The following is a 14,887-nucleotide window of genomic DNA, read 5'->3' as shown; positions in this document are numbered from 1 at the left end:
CTATGTTCTCTTTTATACCTCTTGAATCATATTATCCCATATACATCAATATTTGTCTGTTCTTGGTGGTCTTTACCTTGTTCCACACCTTGACCTTAAAAATGGACAACCACACTAACTTGACCTTTATCAATTTGGCAGGTCTGTTTTTGTTGTGCTTCATTATACTCTACATGGGACAGCGAGAAATAAGTGGAAGATTTTTCGGAGATACTGTCAATTATGCACATGCATATCAAAATTATGTCTTAGGGGGCCAAATTGAAAAAGATACCGATCTTGGATGGCATTATTTTATGAAGTTAATGGCGTCTTTTACCACTATTTCAACATTTTTTACTGTTGTGGCTTTTATTTACACCTTCCCGCTGTACAAGATTTCCGTTACCTATTTTGGTCAATATTGGTATTATGCCTTTATCATGTTCCTAGTTTCCTTTTCCTTTTGGACCTATGGAGTAAACGGTATCAGAAATGGAGCCGCCTGTTCATTGTTCCTCTGGGGATTGTGCCATGAAAACAAGAAACTTGTAATGGCACTGTTCTTCTTTCTGGCGGTATCCTTCCATAAAACACTGCTGCTTCCTGTGGCTGCCTATTTGGTTACCTATGTTTACAACAATCCCAAATTCTTTTTTTGGGGATGGGTGTTGTGCATTCCTTTGTCACTTGCGGCCGGTGGAGTATGGATCAATCTATTTGCGAGTTTGGGATTTGGGGACGATAGGCTTTCCGGGTATTTGACATCAAGCTCTGCCGATGGCACGTTTTCCAGTACCGGCTTTCGGTGGGATTTTCTGTTCCACTCAGCCTTTGCCGTTTTTGCAGGTTGGTATTTTGTGTTGAAGCGAAATTTCCATGACAGTGTGTACAATAAGCTTCTGATCACTTATTTGATTTGTAATGGGTTCTGGATTTTGGTAATCAAAGCGAATTTTTCCAACCGTTTCGCCTATCTGTCCTGGTTTATGATGGCCATTGTGATCATTTATCCATTGCTAAAAAAACAATTTTTCGAGAATCAGCATTTTATGATAGGTAAAATAATAGTGGCTTATTTTTCCTTCACCTATTTAATGTACTACATCTATTATGCATAAACCTATCATGAAGACTTTAACAATATTCACTCCATCCTTCAATAGAGCTTATTGCTTGGAACAACTCTACAATAGCCTCATTGGTCAAACCAATCAGGATTTTTGTTGGTTGATCATTGATGATGGCTCAATTGATAACACCAAAGAATTAGTCCAGTCATGGATCAATGAGAATAAGATCAACATACAATACCATTACCAAGCAAACCAGGGAATGCACGGTGGCCATAATTCCGCTTATAAATTAATCGAGACTGAATTGAATGTATGTATCGACTCCGATGATCATATGCCCTTAAATGCAGTTGAACTGATTCTAAAACAATGGGACAAAATCAAGGATAACAAAAAATTGGCTGGCATTATAGGTTTGGATGCAGATAAATCCGGAAAAATACTAGGAACCAAATTACCTGAGGGTCTTGTTGAATCAACCCTCTACGATTTGCACCATAAACATAAGGTTAAAGGTGACAAAAAGTTGGTTCTTCGAACATCCGTTGTGAAAGAATTTCCGCCCTACCCTATTTATGAGAATGAACGACTTGTTCCTTTAGGGACCTTATACCTTCAAATCGACCAAAAATACAAGTACCGATGTGCGAATGAAGTGTACTGTATAGTGGAATATTTAGATGACGGATCCTCCAGAAACATCTTGAAACAATATAAAAGAAGTCCTAAAGGTTTTTTATATGCCAGAGTCATTGAAATGAAATATTCCAAGTCATGGCCACATACATTTACAAGGGCTATGCATTATGTATCCTCATGTATTTTCATAAAGAGGTGGAATATTTTATCCGGCAATCCAAAAAAACTGACAACCATTCTTGCATTACCCTTTGGAATCATTTTACATATATATATACTCTTCAAAATTAGAAAATGAGGATACTTCATATTGCCAATAGCCTACATACCGGTGGTGCCGAAAAATTACTCTTGGAAACTATACCCAGGCTTAACCAAGAAAAGGACATGACCGTAGATTTATTGTTGCTCTGTGGGGACAATCAACCTTTTTTAAGTTTGATACGCTCTTTAAACGCGAATAGGACATTCTGCTTGAGCAAGAACAGAATATATGATCCTTTCTTCATTTTTAAAATTTTACCCTATTTAAAAAAATACGATATAGTCCATGTACATCTATTTCCTTCACTGTACTGGGCAGGAATAGCAAAATTTTTGTCTTTCTCCAAGGTGAAAATGGTATATACAGAACACAATACAACCAATAGAAGAAGAAAGAATATAGTTTTCAAATATCTGGATCGACTGGTATATGCCAATTTTAGAAAAATCATAACCATCTCACCCGATGTTGATAAGAATATCAAAATCCATCTAGGAGCAAAAAATGATAGTGAAAAATTTGTGCTCATCCCCAATGGCGTGAATATTGAAGCCATAAATAGTGCCATCCCAATCCCAAAATCCAAAATATCGCCTATCCTAGCAGATAGGTCCAAAGTCATTTTACAAGTATCCTCATTCACTCCACAAAAAGATCAGAAAACGGTAATCAAAGCCTTGCAGCTCTTACCGGAAAATTATTTTTGCTGTTTTGTTGGCGATGGTCCTACAAGGGACGAATGCAGAAATCTAGTGAACGAACTCGGTTTAAATGATAGGGTTATATTCTTGGGAATAAGAACAGATGTCTATCAACTTTTAAAATCAGTTGACTTTATAGTTCTTTCCTCTCACTTTGAAGGGCTATCCTTAGCCTGTATTGAGGGGATGGCATCGGGAAAACCTTTTATCGCATCCAATGTACCGGGACTTGGAAACATTGTAATGGATGCAGGTCTTTTGTTTCCTGAGGGTGACAGTCAATTGCTGGCAGAAGCAATTAAGAATCTTGAAGAAGATACAGAGTTGAACCAGACCGTTGTACAAAACTGTCAAAAAAGAGCCATGGAATATGATATTGGCGCCATGGTGGCCAAGACAATTGATTTATATGGTACAATCTTCAAAAAGCAACTATAAAAAACATTTTTAGGGAACAAAAAAGGATTCAATAGTTTGTACATATTGAATCCTTTCCACCTATATTGTTTTGTACTTAAATTATTACTGTTCCGTACATGTATTATTGGAAGAAATATTGACCGAACTAGAAAGCGAAACGCCATTTGCTTGTGTAATGCACTGCACATTCAATGGTGTTCGGGATGGGTAAATTGTAATACTATTATCAGCTACTGTACTGTTTGGAGCATCTGAATAAAACAATATACCATGTGCACCTATGGGCGCATTGATAATGTTTCCTGTCAGTTCCATATTTTCACCTCCGTTTATCTGCAAATCTCCAATATTGTTCTCAGAAAATTCAATAGAATTTGCTGCAATCAATACTCCCGGAGCACCTGTGTTTGAACTTTCACCAGTTACTACATTACCCCTTACCACAAAATTGGCATTGGAAGTTTCATTCCATGTGTTCCCAAGACTTAAAGCAAAGCTTGAACCTTGTAACATATGTATTTCATTAGAGTCGATCAATACATTTTTGATTGTATTGGTAGTCCTGATTCCCTGACTACTAGCCTTTATAATATTGTTTGAAAATGTAGAATTTGACGTTCCATAGCTTGAATTTGTGGCACCTGTTCCAAAAGCTACACCTACGGCACCTTCAAACTCATTGTCACGTACCAAAACGCCATTACCTGCAACATTTAGGGCCGTTCCCCCTTCATTAATAACTTTGTTTCCATAAATCTCATTGCCATACACAAAATCTGTCCTATCAAAATTACCTGCATTCCCTGCATTTATTCCTCCTCCAACTATGGTATTGTTTCGGATAATAGCACCATCAACTGTAGTGAAAGATACACCGCAATATGTCATTTCATTATTTTCCACAATAATAGGCCCATATCCGTGAGAGAGCAAAAACCCTCCGGCCTTAGTGTTAGAGGCATCCCTTAGATATTGCTTATTGTTACGAATCGTCACATCACTTACTCTTTGATACTCAATAAGATTTCCTGCACTCCAAGAGCGATGAGGTTCTATGTTCAAGTTACATGACGGTGCAGAAGAGTTGGAATTAGGGGTGTCAATTCCACCATCTATAAAAGTACATCCCTCAATAGTAATATCATGGCCATCAGTTATTGTTAAATTAATCCTCCTGTTTGAGTCAAAAACACAATCTTTAATCAGGATGTTACTAGAGCCAACATAGTTGGGATCGTAAGCAAAACCATTACTCTCAATCGCCAAACCATCTTGTGTGGCGTTGCTCATATGCACGTTTTCAATCACGACATTCACACCTGTCTTAATTTTCATTGTATGGCTGCCTGGCAAATTATCTTTTCTTCCATAAAGGTCCCTATCCCCATGTAAAAATCCTCCAGATACCCGAACGTTTTCCACACCTTGGATCATTATCAAGAAAGTAGAATATTCATCAACTGATGGAAAAGTTCGAAGATGGGTGTTCTCTGTCATTTTTAAATGAAAATTGGAAGGCATCACTATGTTGTAATTGAAAACACCCTTTCCATAAAAAAAAGCGTCCAAAACATCAATTTCAAAGGTACTCCCTCCCAGAGTATGGACTAGGTCAATCGCCGCTTGTATTCCAAGACTGTTATCCTTTGCCCTTTGCATATCAACATTTCCTTGAACAATATCCCAACGCTCTAGGTAAAATTGAAAAATAGGGTCACTCAATCGAACATCCCCTTCAATGGTCAAGTCCTTGTTCAACAGTTTTCCGTCAATAACACCTTGTCCAGAAAAATTCAGGGTCCCATTGATTATCTCCCCTTCTTTATAAATGAGGGTAACCCCGGCTGGAAGTGTAATGGTCTGGCCTCCCAGGTCCATACGGCAATCAATTTCGACTGTAGCATTGGCTTCAACTGCGCTCAAGGTAAAATCGCAAGGGGTCGTACTTATTTTTAATCCTTCAGAAGAATCAAAATCAGGCCCACTGTCACCATCTTGGGAACCATCGTCACCGTTTCCAGGATCTGGGTCTCCTCCTCCTTGATCGGGATCTTCCGAACCGTTTCCGTCCGGGTCGGTCCCATCTTTATCGTCGTCAAGACCTACCAGGTCTATAAATGCTTCGTCCTTGGCACAAGACACCAATGTTGTATTGATGAATAATAAAAATACCAGGGAATATAATAGCAGTTTTGGGGTGTTCATTTGCTGCATACAATTTTTATTAAATCAAAATTGATTCTTTTAACTGAAAAAACGACAAAATGGGTCTTTTTTTCGATGAAATACACAGCATGATACGGGCTTCGAGCATCTTTTGGATGCTGTAGGTCTATTTTTTAACAAAAAAATCGTTGAAATACACTTATTGGATTATGTAGAAATAGACTTTACCATGTCTGCCAGGGGAACTATGTAGATATTTCCATTTTGAGTTAAAGCCCACAAAAATTGAAGCAATATATTTAGCCCCGAATAAATGTATTGGGTGTTTAAAAGAAGATACGACGCATTTTGATAAAAAATACAAACAAAAAGCGTTGATTTGCCATGGTAGTAAAAAGCTTCCGTTTCAGACTCAACAAATGAGCATTTACCGGATAATTATCATCTCTTTTTAACTGATCAAGCATTTTTATCACAAAAGTTGGGCTGTATTTAAATCTATATAAGCTAAATAGAAAACCATATAGATAATTGCTCAACCACGTTTCAAAAGCCTCTGCTTTTTTTGAATCATTGATATTGTTCAACTCTGTTCTTAAATCCCTACCTATCAATAGTGTAGAATAAGCCAGGCGTTTCATATGCTCTTGCGAACGTGAATTCATTAGAGATTTTGGATTAAGAACATAATTGTAGCATATCCTATCAATACATTTCAATTCTTCAACTTCTTTCATTAGTCTGAATATCAAATGAAAATCCTCAGCAGTTATAGCATCTTCACGGAAAAGTATTTGATGCTTTTCAAAAAGATTCCTTCTTATGACCCTACACCAAACGTAATTAACATAATTCCCTTGATTTAAAAACTCTGAAGAAGTCAGAATTTGATGTCCAAACTTCATCTTTCTCATTTCTTCACCTGACTCTGTGACATGTTTGAACCCAACAACATACATGGGTTTATTCAAATCCAACTCGTCCATAACATTTGACAATATTCCATTTTCTAGATAATCGTCAGAGTCCACAAACCAAACATATTTCCCTTGTGCCTTTTTCATTCCAAAATTACGAGTATATCCTGGACCGTGATTTTCGTTATTATAAAGGTGAAGCTGAGGATGTTCATTTTCTAGTTCCAGACATATGGCTTCAGTTCCATCTTTAGAGCCATCATTTACTACAATAATCTCATAACTCTTACCATCAACCCCTTTTTGTTCGGTTATAGATTTTATACATCTAACAATAAATTTTTCTGCATTATATGCTGGGATAACAAAACTCAGTTTCATAAACAAGTCAAAGATAAATGGGAAAAAAAGGGATAATATCTATAAGTTCAAATTGACATCCATTGAAATCGAAAATACTTATTAATTACATAAATCATATCATGGGTAGCATTTTTTATCCTAGTTAGACATCTTATCCCTTATTTGTTCCTTAAATCTAAAATTTGGCCATTATTCATATTTAGGTAATTTATGGGACTATCTTTACCAAGGTCAAAAATACTTTTTGCCTCAAAAAATCTTTAAAAAAATCATTTTCAAATTAGATTGCTAAAAAAATGAAAAAGAAAATAATAAGGGTTACCACAATACCGATCTCTTTGGGCGGTCTGTTGCAAGGGCAATCGAAATTCATGAACCAATATTATGAAGTAATAGGGGTTTCGGCAGATCCGGAAAAATTAAGTTTGGTCGGGGAACAGGAAGGGATCAGGGTAATCCCCATCGAACTTACCCGGAAGATCACGCCCATAAAGGATGTGGTCGCCCTGATAAAATTATGGCGGGTGCTGGTAAAGGAAAAGCCCTTCATTGTCCACACGCATACGCCCAAAGCCGGCACCATTGGCATGATGGCCGCCAGACTGGCCGGCGTGCCGCATCGCCTGCATACCATAGCCGGGCTGCCCTTGGTAGAATCCACCGGCTTAAAAAGAATGCTGCTGAACACCGTGGAAAAAATCACCTATGCCTGCGCTACCCGGGTGTATCCAAATTCGATGGGATTGAAAAAAATAGTCCTGGACCATAAGTTTACCAAACCGGGCAAACTTAGGGTGATCGGCCATGGCAGTTCCAATGGAATCGACACTTCCTATTTCGACCCACAATTGAACGATGTGTCCGAACTGGCCCAGCTCAGAAACAGATTGAAAATTTCCAATGACGATTTTGTTTTTGTTTTTGTTGGTCGAATAGTTGGGGATAAAGGGCTGAACGAACTCATAGTTGCTTTCAGAAAGATACTCGAAGAGTATGAAAACGTTCAGTTGCTCTTGGTAGGCAATCTTGAAAAAGAACTTGACCCCCTTATGCCCGAGACCGAAGAATTTATCTTAAAATCGGACAAGATCAAATGGGTCGGTTGGGTAGATGATGTACGTCCCTATTTTGGAATCAGTGATTGCCTCACTTTTCCAAGTTACAGGGAAGGGTTTCCAAATGTGGTCATGCAAGCCGGGGCCATGGGTCTGTACAGCATAGTCAGTGATATAAATGGATGCAATGAAATCATCCAAGAGAGGGTAAACGGAATGATAGTACCTCCAAAAGATGCAAATGCATTGTATGTGGCCATGAAATATGCCGTAGAGCACAAAGATGAACTTACAAAAGCGAAATCCACCTATAGACAACTTATCCAAGACCGCTTCCAGAGGGCCTTTATCTGGGAAGAACTCCTTAAGGAATATAGGAGTCTGGAATGAAATCCGTTCCTTGCAGCATAACAGGTCCTGTAAGCATATTTTAGAGCGAAACGGATAAACTTGAATAATTGTTCGTACATTTCTAAAGTCCATTCATCTATTTTTTTCGCTTCTTTGACCATAATATAGAGAAGAGTTGGCTCCTGTAGCATAATTTTATATTGCTGACCTACTTTTAAATGCTGGACAATCGTGTATTCTAACCCCAAATAATACAGTTTTACCATGTACAATCATTTATTTAAGCCTCTTATCGATTTTGTACTTTCCCTATTGCTGATTGTCTTGGTATCTCCCCTACTGGTAGTCATCATCATTGTTTTGACCCTGACCAACAAAGGCACTCCATTTTTCCTCCAACCCCGTCCAGGAAAAAACGGCAGAATTTTTAAGATCATCAAGTTTAAGACAATGAGGGACTTGGATCCAGGCTCAACAGTGGATGTACATAACCTAGACCGGGTAACAAAGGCAGGACACCTTATCCGCAAATATTCCTTGGATGAACTTTTGCAATTGGTGAACGTGTTAAAAGGTGATATGAGCCTGGTCGGTCCAAGACCCTTGCTGGTAGAATACTTGCCGTTGTACAATGAGGTCCAGGGCAAAAGGCATTTGGTAAGGCCTGGGATTACAGGATGGGCCCAAGTAAATGGGAGAAACAGTATCAGTTGGACCCAAAAATTTGAGTTGGATGTTTGGTATGTTGACCATCTTTCATTTTCATTGGACCTAAAAATATTGTATCTGACATTGATCAAAGTGGTCAAGAAAAAGGACATCAACCAAGGGATTGATAAAACAATGCCCGTTTGGGAAGGAAATTGAGTTATATTCTTTGTACTTTTTTACCCTCAAAACATTCTTATCAATACGACACTATCCTATGAAAAAAATAAAAATCTACGGTGCAGGGGGACATTCCAAGGTCATCATGGACATAGCGGAGAGCCTTGGATACACCATTACCAAAATATATGACGACTATCCTGACCAGACGAGTTTGAATGATGGAGCGGACATACAAGAACTTTCCGTTGACAAGGAAAACTTTTTTTCCGACAGCGAGCCCATGATAGTTGCCATAGGCGACAACCATGTAAGGGCAAAGCTGGCCCACAAGCTGAACTCCCGTTTTGAAGTTCTTGTGCACCCCACCGCTGTGATAAGCCGTCATGCCCAACTAGGCGAAGGAACCGTGGTGAATGTAGGTGGGATAGTACAGGCCGGTAGCACCATAGGTCGCCATGTCATTATCAATACCGGTGCCTTGGTGGACCATGACAATACCATAGAGGACTTTGTGCACATATCCCCAAATGTTTCCTTGGCTGGCCAAGTGACAATAGGAGAAGGGACGCATATGGGAACAGGGGCAATCGTTATCCCAAAGGTAAAGGTCGGAAAATGGTGCACTGTGGGGGCAGGTTCAGTAATCATTAGGGATGTTCCCGATTTTGCCGTTGTGGTGGGCAATCCTGGAAGGATCATAAAATATAACACATAAAAGTATGTTAATATCTCAGGGAAGCCTTCCAAAAAATGGAAAGAACCCGAACCAAGACATTTCACTCATATATCATTATTTTAAGGACAACAGAAATAAATAAAGGAGCCTATGATATAAAGACCTAAAACATTGTAAAACGAGAAATCGACAAATGACAATGTATTTGAGAACACTTTAAAGCCATAATCACCAAACCATAACCACCTATGGATTTTAAGCTCGAAGTACTGAACCTTGACGATAAGGATGGACTATATACTTATACGAACCTGATCAAGGAGGAATGGGACGACAATCCCTACTATCTATATGATTATTTCCGTCATCACCGTAATGGCACGAACAGGCTTATTGCCTTTAACTTTACGGTCGGTGGAAAATCAACCGTTGTAATGCCTATGGTTGTCAGGGAAATAGAGATGACAGACGAACCCTTGCTGGATGTCATCTCCCCCTATGGCTATAGTGGACCCTTGTTCAAAAAAGGCACGGCCCAACAAGTGGTAGAAACCTTTTGGAGGGCAGTTGACGGCTGGTATCGGGAGAACCACATCATAACAGAGTTTGTAAGGTTCCACCTTAATGGTAACCATCAACACTATTCAGGCACTATACTGCCCACTCTTGACAATGTGTATGGAACGCTCATGGACACTTTCGATGCCCAATGGGAATCCTTTTTGCCAAAAGTAAGGAACAACTACCGAAAAGCGGCCAAGGCCGATCTTACGATGGGGTTTTTCTCCAATGACCACATTACCAAAGAGCACGTTTCGGATTTTTACCATATTTATGTCAGTACCATGGTACGCAACGAGGCTTCCAAAGCAATGTTCTTCTCTTTGGAACATTTTGAAAATCTGATACTTAACCACAATGAAAGCTTTAGCTTGGTTTTTGTGTACACCAACGGCATTCCTGTGTCAACAGAATTGATAATCCATTTGGATGGCTGTATCTATGGTTATTTGGGCGGGACCTTGTCCGACTATTTCAATTACAGGCCCAACGATTTTTTAAGAGTGGAAGTGATCCGCTGGGGAATTGAAAGGGGTGACAAACACTATATACTTGGAGGCGGAATTACGAATGGGGACGGACTTTACAAATTCAAGAAGTCGCTTTTTCCAAATTCGTCGGACCGGACCTTTTATACCGGCAGAAAAATAGTGGACATGGACGGGTATCATAGATTAAGTGCACTTTCTTCGGACACTAGTACAGAAACTGGGAACCTCCCATTTTTCCCACTATATCGAAAGGGTTCCATATAAATAGTAAAAAGACGGATGTTAGAAGTAATTACCCATAAAAATGATTGGGACCGGACGGTGAAACGTTTCGGTGAAATTGACTTTTACCATTCCTTTGACTATCATAAGGCCAACATAAAGGAGGATGAAAAGGCCGTGCTACTGTCCTATACTTCCAACGGGGTTTCCATTGCATTCCCCTTAGTGATCCGCCCCATCAATGACAGCGGTTATTTTGATGTGACCTCTGTGTATGGCTATGTCGGCCCCTTGGTCACAAAAATGGATGGGTGGAAGAACCTTCTACCTGAATGGCACCGACAGCTGGCTCAGTTCTTTGCAAAGAACAGGATAGTGAGCGCCTTTTCGAGTATGAACCCGTTCATCAGTGAACAGAATAGTCTTCTTGTCGGGTTTGGCGATATCGAGAACCTCGGGAGGATTGTCTATTTCGATTTGGGGAAACCCGATGATCATTTGGAGGAGTACTCAAAAACGACCCTGAGGTACGTCAAACGGAACCAGCAACTTTTTGATATACAGGAGGGAAAAACAGAGCAAGATGCCAAAAAATTTATGGACATCTATTATCAAACTATGGATAGGATCCATGCAGAACCCAATTATTATTTCAAGCTCCCCTATTTCATGGACCTCGTCCAAAATGAAAATTTTGATGCCCGATTTGTATTTGCCGTTTCCAAAGATTCGAAGGAAGTCGCTTCCGGTGCCTTCATAGTAGCTACCCAAAACCATATCATACAGTATCATTTATCGGGCACATCAGATAAATATCGTCACCTCTCCCCCATCCGCACAGTGATCGACCATGTCAGGAGACAAGGAGCTTCCAATGGTCATCGTTATTTCAATCTTGGCGGCGGTGTCGGGAGCAAAAACGACTCCCTGTATGAATTTAAGGCCTCTTTCTCCCAAAACAGTGCGCCGTTTCAGGTATGGAAGTTCATTGCCGATCGGGAAGCTTATGATAGGCTTTGCAAAAGGTATTCTCCAGAACCCAATTCAGGGAAACCCAATTATTTTCCAAAATACCGAAGCAACTTAAAATAAGGTGCTGAACGTATTCCATTTTGACAGGAATCGGTCACCCCTGGGCCATTCGTAACAATTCACTCGACATCTTGGTCCTGGTTACTGGAAAAAACACCTTCGGACATTTGTTTTTTGCGGTAGCTGTCAAAATGTTCGATAAAGGCGTCAGGATCTTCTGCAACATCTTTTCCTGTGACTGCCTTTTTGAAAGTTTCCACCAAAATCTTAAAGTCCATGCGCAAACTTACATTCCTTACATATTCCACATCCAGACCGAACCTTTCCTCCCACGTGAGATAGTTCCTTCCCGAAATCTGGGCAAGGCCTGTTATACCTGGCCGGACAGTATGCCGCAGTTTTTCGACCTCATTGTAGTAGGGAAGATAGAAGGTCCGCAAAGGCCTAGGCCCCACCAAGCTCATGTCGCCCTTCAGTATATTGAAGAGCTGGGGAATCTCGTCCAAAGAGGTTTTCCTTATCAACCTCCCCATTTTGGTGATCCGTTGATTGTCCGGAAGCAGATTGCCTGTTTTGTCCTTTTTATCGTTCATGGTCTTGAACTTAAGGATAGTGAAGATCTTTTCATCCTTTCCTGGCCTATCCTGTTTAAAAAAAGGATTCCCCTTAAAGTCGATCCATAAAACAATGGTTATGACAATGAAAAATGGGGAAAGTAGCAGAATCCCAAAAAGGGATGTCAGAAAGTCAAGTGACCTTTTTAAACCATTCTTATACACATCGACTTGTTTAATGTTTCTGTTGCTTTTTCCAGCTCCCATCCTCCATCATCTTCATCGTGTCGATTATGATATCCAGTCCTTTGTGGGAGAATTTCGGGTACAATGTTTCAAAGGTGTCCGTTTGTTCGATTCGGATGGGCTCCTGACAGAGGATGACCCCCCTGTCAAACTTGTCATCTATGATATGGGTCGTTATTCCAGATACCTTCACGCCATAGTCCAATGCATCCTGGATGGCAGTTTTTGTTGCCAAAAAACTAGGGAAGAGGGACGGATGGATGTTCACGATCCTATTGGGAAAAGATCGTAGCATGTCGCCAAGGATCAAATGTTGGAATCCCAATAGGAACACATGCGATATTTTTTCTTGGGACAATACTTGCAGAATTTCCGCCTGATGGCTTTTTTTGTTCCCAAACCTGTCCACTGGCAAAAAAACTGTCTTTATCCCGTGCTTTTCCGCCTCGATGGCCGCACCACATTCTTCTTGCTCATAAACCAATACGCCTATTTTGTCAACTAGGTCTCTCTCCACGTGCCAACAGATGGCATCCTTTGCATTTTTACCCCAAAAACTGCATAAAAAGGCCCATCTAATTGTTTGTCCGTTCTCTATACCCATAGGTTGATTGCATTATTTTTTTCTGAACCTACACTAATATTCGCTCCTCATTATCAACATATTGACCAAAGCCGAGAGAATTTGTGACGCACTGAGTTGAACATTCTCATTACCCCATAAGTTCAGCCAACTAATATAAGCGTAAGTACCGATACCAAACAAGTCATTACAAGTAACTGCTAGTACTTGGTAATAGGTTTGGATGTTCATCGATGAAACCTTCAAGATCAGCCTTTTTCTGGTTTGGACTTCCTTTTTAACTGTACATTTACCTGAATCAAGGACAAGCTATGCTTTTCAACTCTTTTGAATTTCTGATTTTCTTCCCAGTTGTACTCATCTTGTACTATGTGCTGCCCCACCGAAGCCGTTGGTTGTTTTTGGTACTGGCCAGTTATTATTTTTATGCCGTCGGGGAGCCATACCTGATCGGTTTGCTCATGTTTTCCACGCTGACGGATTATTATTGTGGGCTGAAAATCGGAACCACTGAAAACCAGAGAACCAAAAAAATCTTTCTATGGACCAGTATCATAATCAATATAGGGATTCTGGTCAGCTTTAAATATTTGTTTTTTCTATGGGATTCCCTCAATGGATTGTTGGAACAATTCGGAATCCAAGTAGAGGCAGCTGAAAAGATACAAGGGTATCGGATTGACCAGATCCTTTTACCTATCGGAATCAGTTTCTACACTTTCCAAACCATGAGCTATACCATAGACGTGTACAGGGGGAATGTACATCCTGAAAAACACTTTGGCCGATTTGCCCTCTTCGTGGCCTTTTTTCCGCAATTGGTGGCCGGTCCTATCGAACGGGCCTCCCGAATGTTGCCACAGTTCAAAAAAATTGTACTCCCTGATGCCCATCAAATAAAGAGAGGCCTCATTTTTATGGCTTGGGGTTTTTTCATGAAGATCGTCGTGGCAGACCGGTTGGGCATGTATGTTGATGTTGCCTATGCCGATCCCGAGGGCAACAGGGGCCTGCCCTTGATCCTGGCCGCTTTCTTTTTCGTCTTTCAGATCTATTTTGATTTTGCAGGCTATACCTATATTGCCATTGGTGCCTCAAAGTGCATGGGGATCGTCTTGACCAACAACTTTAACAGGCCGCTGTTCTCCCAGAGCATAACCCAGTTTTGGCAACGTTGGCACATCTCACTGACCCATTGGATCCGGGACTATTTATATCGTCCCCTTACAAGAAATGCAAATATCGACCGGGCATTGGCCGTTTTGATCGTCTTTTCTGTCATGGGACTATGGCACGGGGCCAACTGGACCTTTGTCGTGTGGGGAATTCTCAATGCCGTGTTCTTGATTGTAGAAATGATGACCTATACCCTTCGCAAACGAGTATTTGAATTTTTGGGCGTGGGTCCAAGGATAAGGGGACTTTTGGGTTGGGGGGCTGCATTTTCATTTATGCTTCTCTCCCTCATATTCTTTAGGGCACCAAGTATTGGGGATGCCGTGACATATTTCCAGAATCTCTTTATTTGGCCCAACCTTCACTTTAACATCCTCAACAATTATTTTGAGCTGATTTTGAGCTTTGCTTTGATTTTAGGGGTACAGTTGGTACATTATTACAAAGGAAACAATAAAATTTATGAATTGGTCGAGGCGAAACCAGTATGGGCCAGATGGTCCATTTATTTTATCTATCTGATACTTATATTGCTGTTCGGGGTGAACAGCCAACAGAGTTTCATTTATTTTCAATTTTGATC

Annotated in this window: 14 protein-coding genes; 9 read left to right on the top strand and 5 right to left on the bottom strand. The window is 40.2% G+C overall.

The genetic code is table 11. The annotated features are described in order from the left end of the window. Positions 1-31 precede the first annotated feature (31 nt). Positions 32-163, bottom strand: coding sequence for a hypothetical protein (locus SD450_RS12175; RefSeq protein ID WP_318344886.1), 132 nt, complete (start codon positions 161-163; stop codon positions 32-34). Between SD450_RS12175 and SD450_RS12170 the strand changes: the two genes are divergently transcribed. The 3 genes from SD450_RS12170 to SD450_RS12160 are packed head-to-tail and all read left to right on the top strand — an operon-like array spanning position 102 to position 3,098. Further along, positions 102-1,100 (top strand): EpsG family protein, encoded by a 999-nt coding sequence (locus SD450_RS12170; protein ID WP_318344882.1) that lies wholly within the window; start codon positions 102-104, stop codon positions 1,098-1,100. The genes SD450_RS12175 and SD450_RS12170 overlap by 62 nt on opposite strands. A 7-nt stretch (positions 1,101-1,107) precedes the next feature. Then, on the top strand, positions 1,108-1,992 hold the full coding sequence (locus tag SD450_RS12165; RefSeq protein WP_318344728.1) for a glycosyltransferase family 2 protein: 885 nt from the start codon (positions 1,108-1,110) through the stop codon (positions 1,990-1,992). Then, positions 1,989-3,098 carry a glycosyltransferase gene (locus SD450_RS12160; RefSeq protein ID WP_318344727.1) on the top strand — a complete coding sequence of 370 codons (1,110 nt, stop codon included), beginning with the start codon at positions 1,989-1,991 and terminating at the stop codon, positions 3,096-3,098. Before SD450_RS12165 ends, SD450_RS12160 begins: the two co-directional genes overlap by 4 nt. Before the next feature lie 84 nt (positions 3,099-3,182). Here the strand turns inward: SD450_RS12160 and SD450_RS12155 are convergent, their stop codons facing one another. Together SD450_RS12155 and SD450_RS12150 are read right to left on the bottom strand one after the other, a co-directional pair. Beyond that, positions 3,183-5,294 carry a hypothetical protein gene (locus SD450_RS12155; protein WP_318344726.1) on the bottom strand — a complete coding sequence of 704 codons (2,112 nt, stop codon included), beginning with the start codon at positions 5,292-5,294 and terminating at the stop codon, positions 3,183-3,185. 278 nt (positions 5,295-5,572) lie between these two features. Beyond that, positions 5,573-6,544 carry a glycosyltransferase family 2 protein gene (locus SD450_RS12150; RefSeq protein WP_318344725.1) on the bottom strand — a complete coding sequence of 324 codons (972 nt, stop codon included), beginning with the start codon at positions 6,542-6,544 and terminating at the stop codon, positions 5,573-5,575. 278 nt (positions 6,545-6,822) lie between these two features. Here SD450_RS12150 and SD450_RS12145 point away from each other — a divergent pair, with 278 nt between their 5' ends. The 5 genes from SD450_RS12145 to SD450_RS12125 all read left to right on the top strand — a co-directional run bounded on the left by SD450_RS12145 (position 6,823) and on the right by SD450_RS12125 (position 11,805). Then, the gene (locus tag SD450_RS12145) at positions 6,823-7,971 is read left to right on the top strand and encodes a glycosyltransferase family 4 protein (RefSeq protein ID WP_318344724.1); all 1,149 of its coding nucleotides are present in this window, start codon (positions 6,823-6,825) and stop codon (positions 7,969-7,971) included. Positions 7,972-8,196: 225 nt separating this feature from the next. Continuing rightward, a complete protein-coding gene (locus tag SD450_RS12140) occupies positions 8,197-8,799 on the top strand; it encodes a sugar transferase (protein ID WP_318344723.1) in 603 nt (200 codons plus the stop codon). A 58-nt stretch (positions 8,800-8,857) separates the two neighbouring features. Continuing rightward, positions 8,858-9,478: an acetyltransferase gene (locus tag SD450_RS12135; protein WP_318344722.1), complete on the top strand. Its 621-nt coding sequence runs from the start codon at positions 8,858-8,860 to the stop codon at positions 9,476-9,478. Between the two features lie 209 nt (positions 9,479-9,687). Then, on the top strand, positions 9,688-10,755 hold the full coding sequence (locus tag SD450_RS12130; protein WP_318344721.1) for a GNAT family N-acetyltransferase: 1,068 nt from the start codon (positions 9,688-9,690) through the stop codon (positions 10,753-10,755). Positions 10,756-10,770: 15 nt separating this feature from the next. Continuing rightward, positions 10,771-11,805 (top strand): GNAT family N-acetyltransferase, encoded by a 1,035-nt coding sequence (locus SD450_RS12125; RefSeq protein WP_318344720.1) that lies wholly within the window; start codon positions 10,771-10,773, stop codon positions 11,803-11,805. Positions 11,806-11,864: 59 nt separating this feature from the next. Here SD450_RS12125 and SD450_RS12120 read toward each other — a convergent pair whose 3' ends face one another. Continuing rightward, positions 11,865-12,566 carry a sugar transferase gene (locus SD450_RS12120; protein ID WP_318344719.1) on the bottom strand — a complete coding sequence of 234 codons (702 nt, stop codon included), beginning with the start codon at positions 12,564-12,566 and terminating at the stop codon, positions 11,865-11,867. Continuing rightward, entirely contained in the window at positions 12,535-13,149 is a 615-nt protein-coding gene (locus SD450_RS12115) for a formyltransferase family protein (RefSeq protein WP_318344718.1), read from the bottom strand. The genes SD450_RS12120 and SD450_RS12115 overlap by 32 nt, the downstream gene beginning before the upstream one ends. A gap of 290 nt (positions 13,150-13,439) precedes the next feature. Between SD450_RS12115 and SD450_RS12110 the strand changes: the two genes are divergently transcribed. Next, positions 13,440-14,885 carry an MBOAT family O-acyltransferase gene (locus SD450_RS12110; RefSeq protein ID WP_318344717.1) on the top strand — a complete coding sequence of 482 codons (1,446 nt, stop codon included), beginning with the start codon at positions 13,440-13,442 and terminating at the stop codon, positions 14,883-14,885. Positions 14,886-14,887: the final 2 nt, after the last annotated feature.

The organism is Flagellimonas baculiformis, assembly GCF_033441575.1.
GTDB lineage: Bacteria > Bacteroidota > Bacteroidia > Flavobacteriales > Flavobacteriaceae > Flagellimonas > Flagellimonas baculiformis.
The sequence above is the reverse complement of the archived record's forward strand: the minus strand, read 5'-3'. Positions and strand labels throughout refer to the sequence as shown.

Excerpts from the sequence above, each read along its gene's own strand:
- SD450_RS12175 (WP_318344886.1), bottom strand. The coding sequence starts at position 163 with ATGAAGCACAACAAAAACAGACCTGCCAAATTGATAAAGGTCAAGTTA.
- SD450_RS12115 (WP_318344718.1), bottom strand. The coding sequence starts at position 13,149 with ATGGGTATAGAGAACGGACAAACAATTAGATGGGCCTTTTTATGCAGT.
- SD450_RS12125 (WP_318344720.1), top strand. The coding sequence starts at position 10,771 with ATGTTAGAAGTAATTACCCATAAAAATGATTGGGACCGGACGGTGAAA.
- SD450_RS12120 (WP_318344719.1), bottom strand. The coding sequence starts at position 12,566 with ATGGGAGCTGGAAAAAGCAACAGAAACATTAAACAAGTCGATGTGTAT.
- SD450_RS12130 (WP_318344721.1), top strand. The coding sequence starts at position 9,688 with ATGGATTTTAAGCTCGAAGTACTGAACCTTGACGATAAGGATGGACTA.
- SD450_RS12165 (WP_318344728.1), top strand. The coding sequence starts at position 1,108 with ATGAAGACTTTAACAATATTCACTCCATCCTTCAATAGAGCTTATTGC.
- SD450_RS12140 (WP_318344723.1), top strand. The coding sequence starts at position 8,197 with ATGTACAATCATTTATTTAAGCCTCTTATCGATTTTGTACTTTCCCTA.
- SD450_RS12145 (WP_318344724.1), top strand. The coding sequence starts at position 6,823 with ATGAAAAAGAAAATAATAAGGGTTACCACAATACCGATCTCTTTGGGC.
- SD450_RS12110 (WP_318344717.1), top strand. The coding sequence starts at position 13,440 with ATGCTTTTCAACTCTTTTGAATTTCTGATTTTCTTCCCAGTTGTACTC.
- SD450_RS12155 (WP_318344726.1), bottom strand. The coding sequence starts at position 5,294 with ATGCAGCAAATGAACACCCCAAAACTGCTATTATATTCCCTGGTATTT.
- SD450_RS12150 (WP_318344725.1), bottom strand. The coding sequence starts at position 6,544 with ATGAAACTGAGTTTTGTTATCCCAGCATATAATGCAGAAAAATTTATT.
- SD450_RS12170 (WP_318344882.1), top strand. The coding sequence starts at position 102 with ATGGACAACCACACTAACTTGACCTTTATCAATTTGGCAGGTCTGTTT.
- SD450_RS12135 (WP_318344722.1), top strand. The coding sequence starts at position 8,858 with ATGAAAAAAATAAAAATCTACGGTGCAGGGGGACATTCCAAGGTCATC.
- SD450_RS12160 (WP_318344727.1), top strand. The coding sequence starts at position 1,989 with ATGAGGATACTTCATATTGCCAATAGCCTACATACCGGTGGTGCCGAA.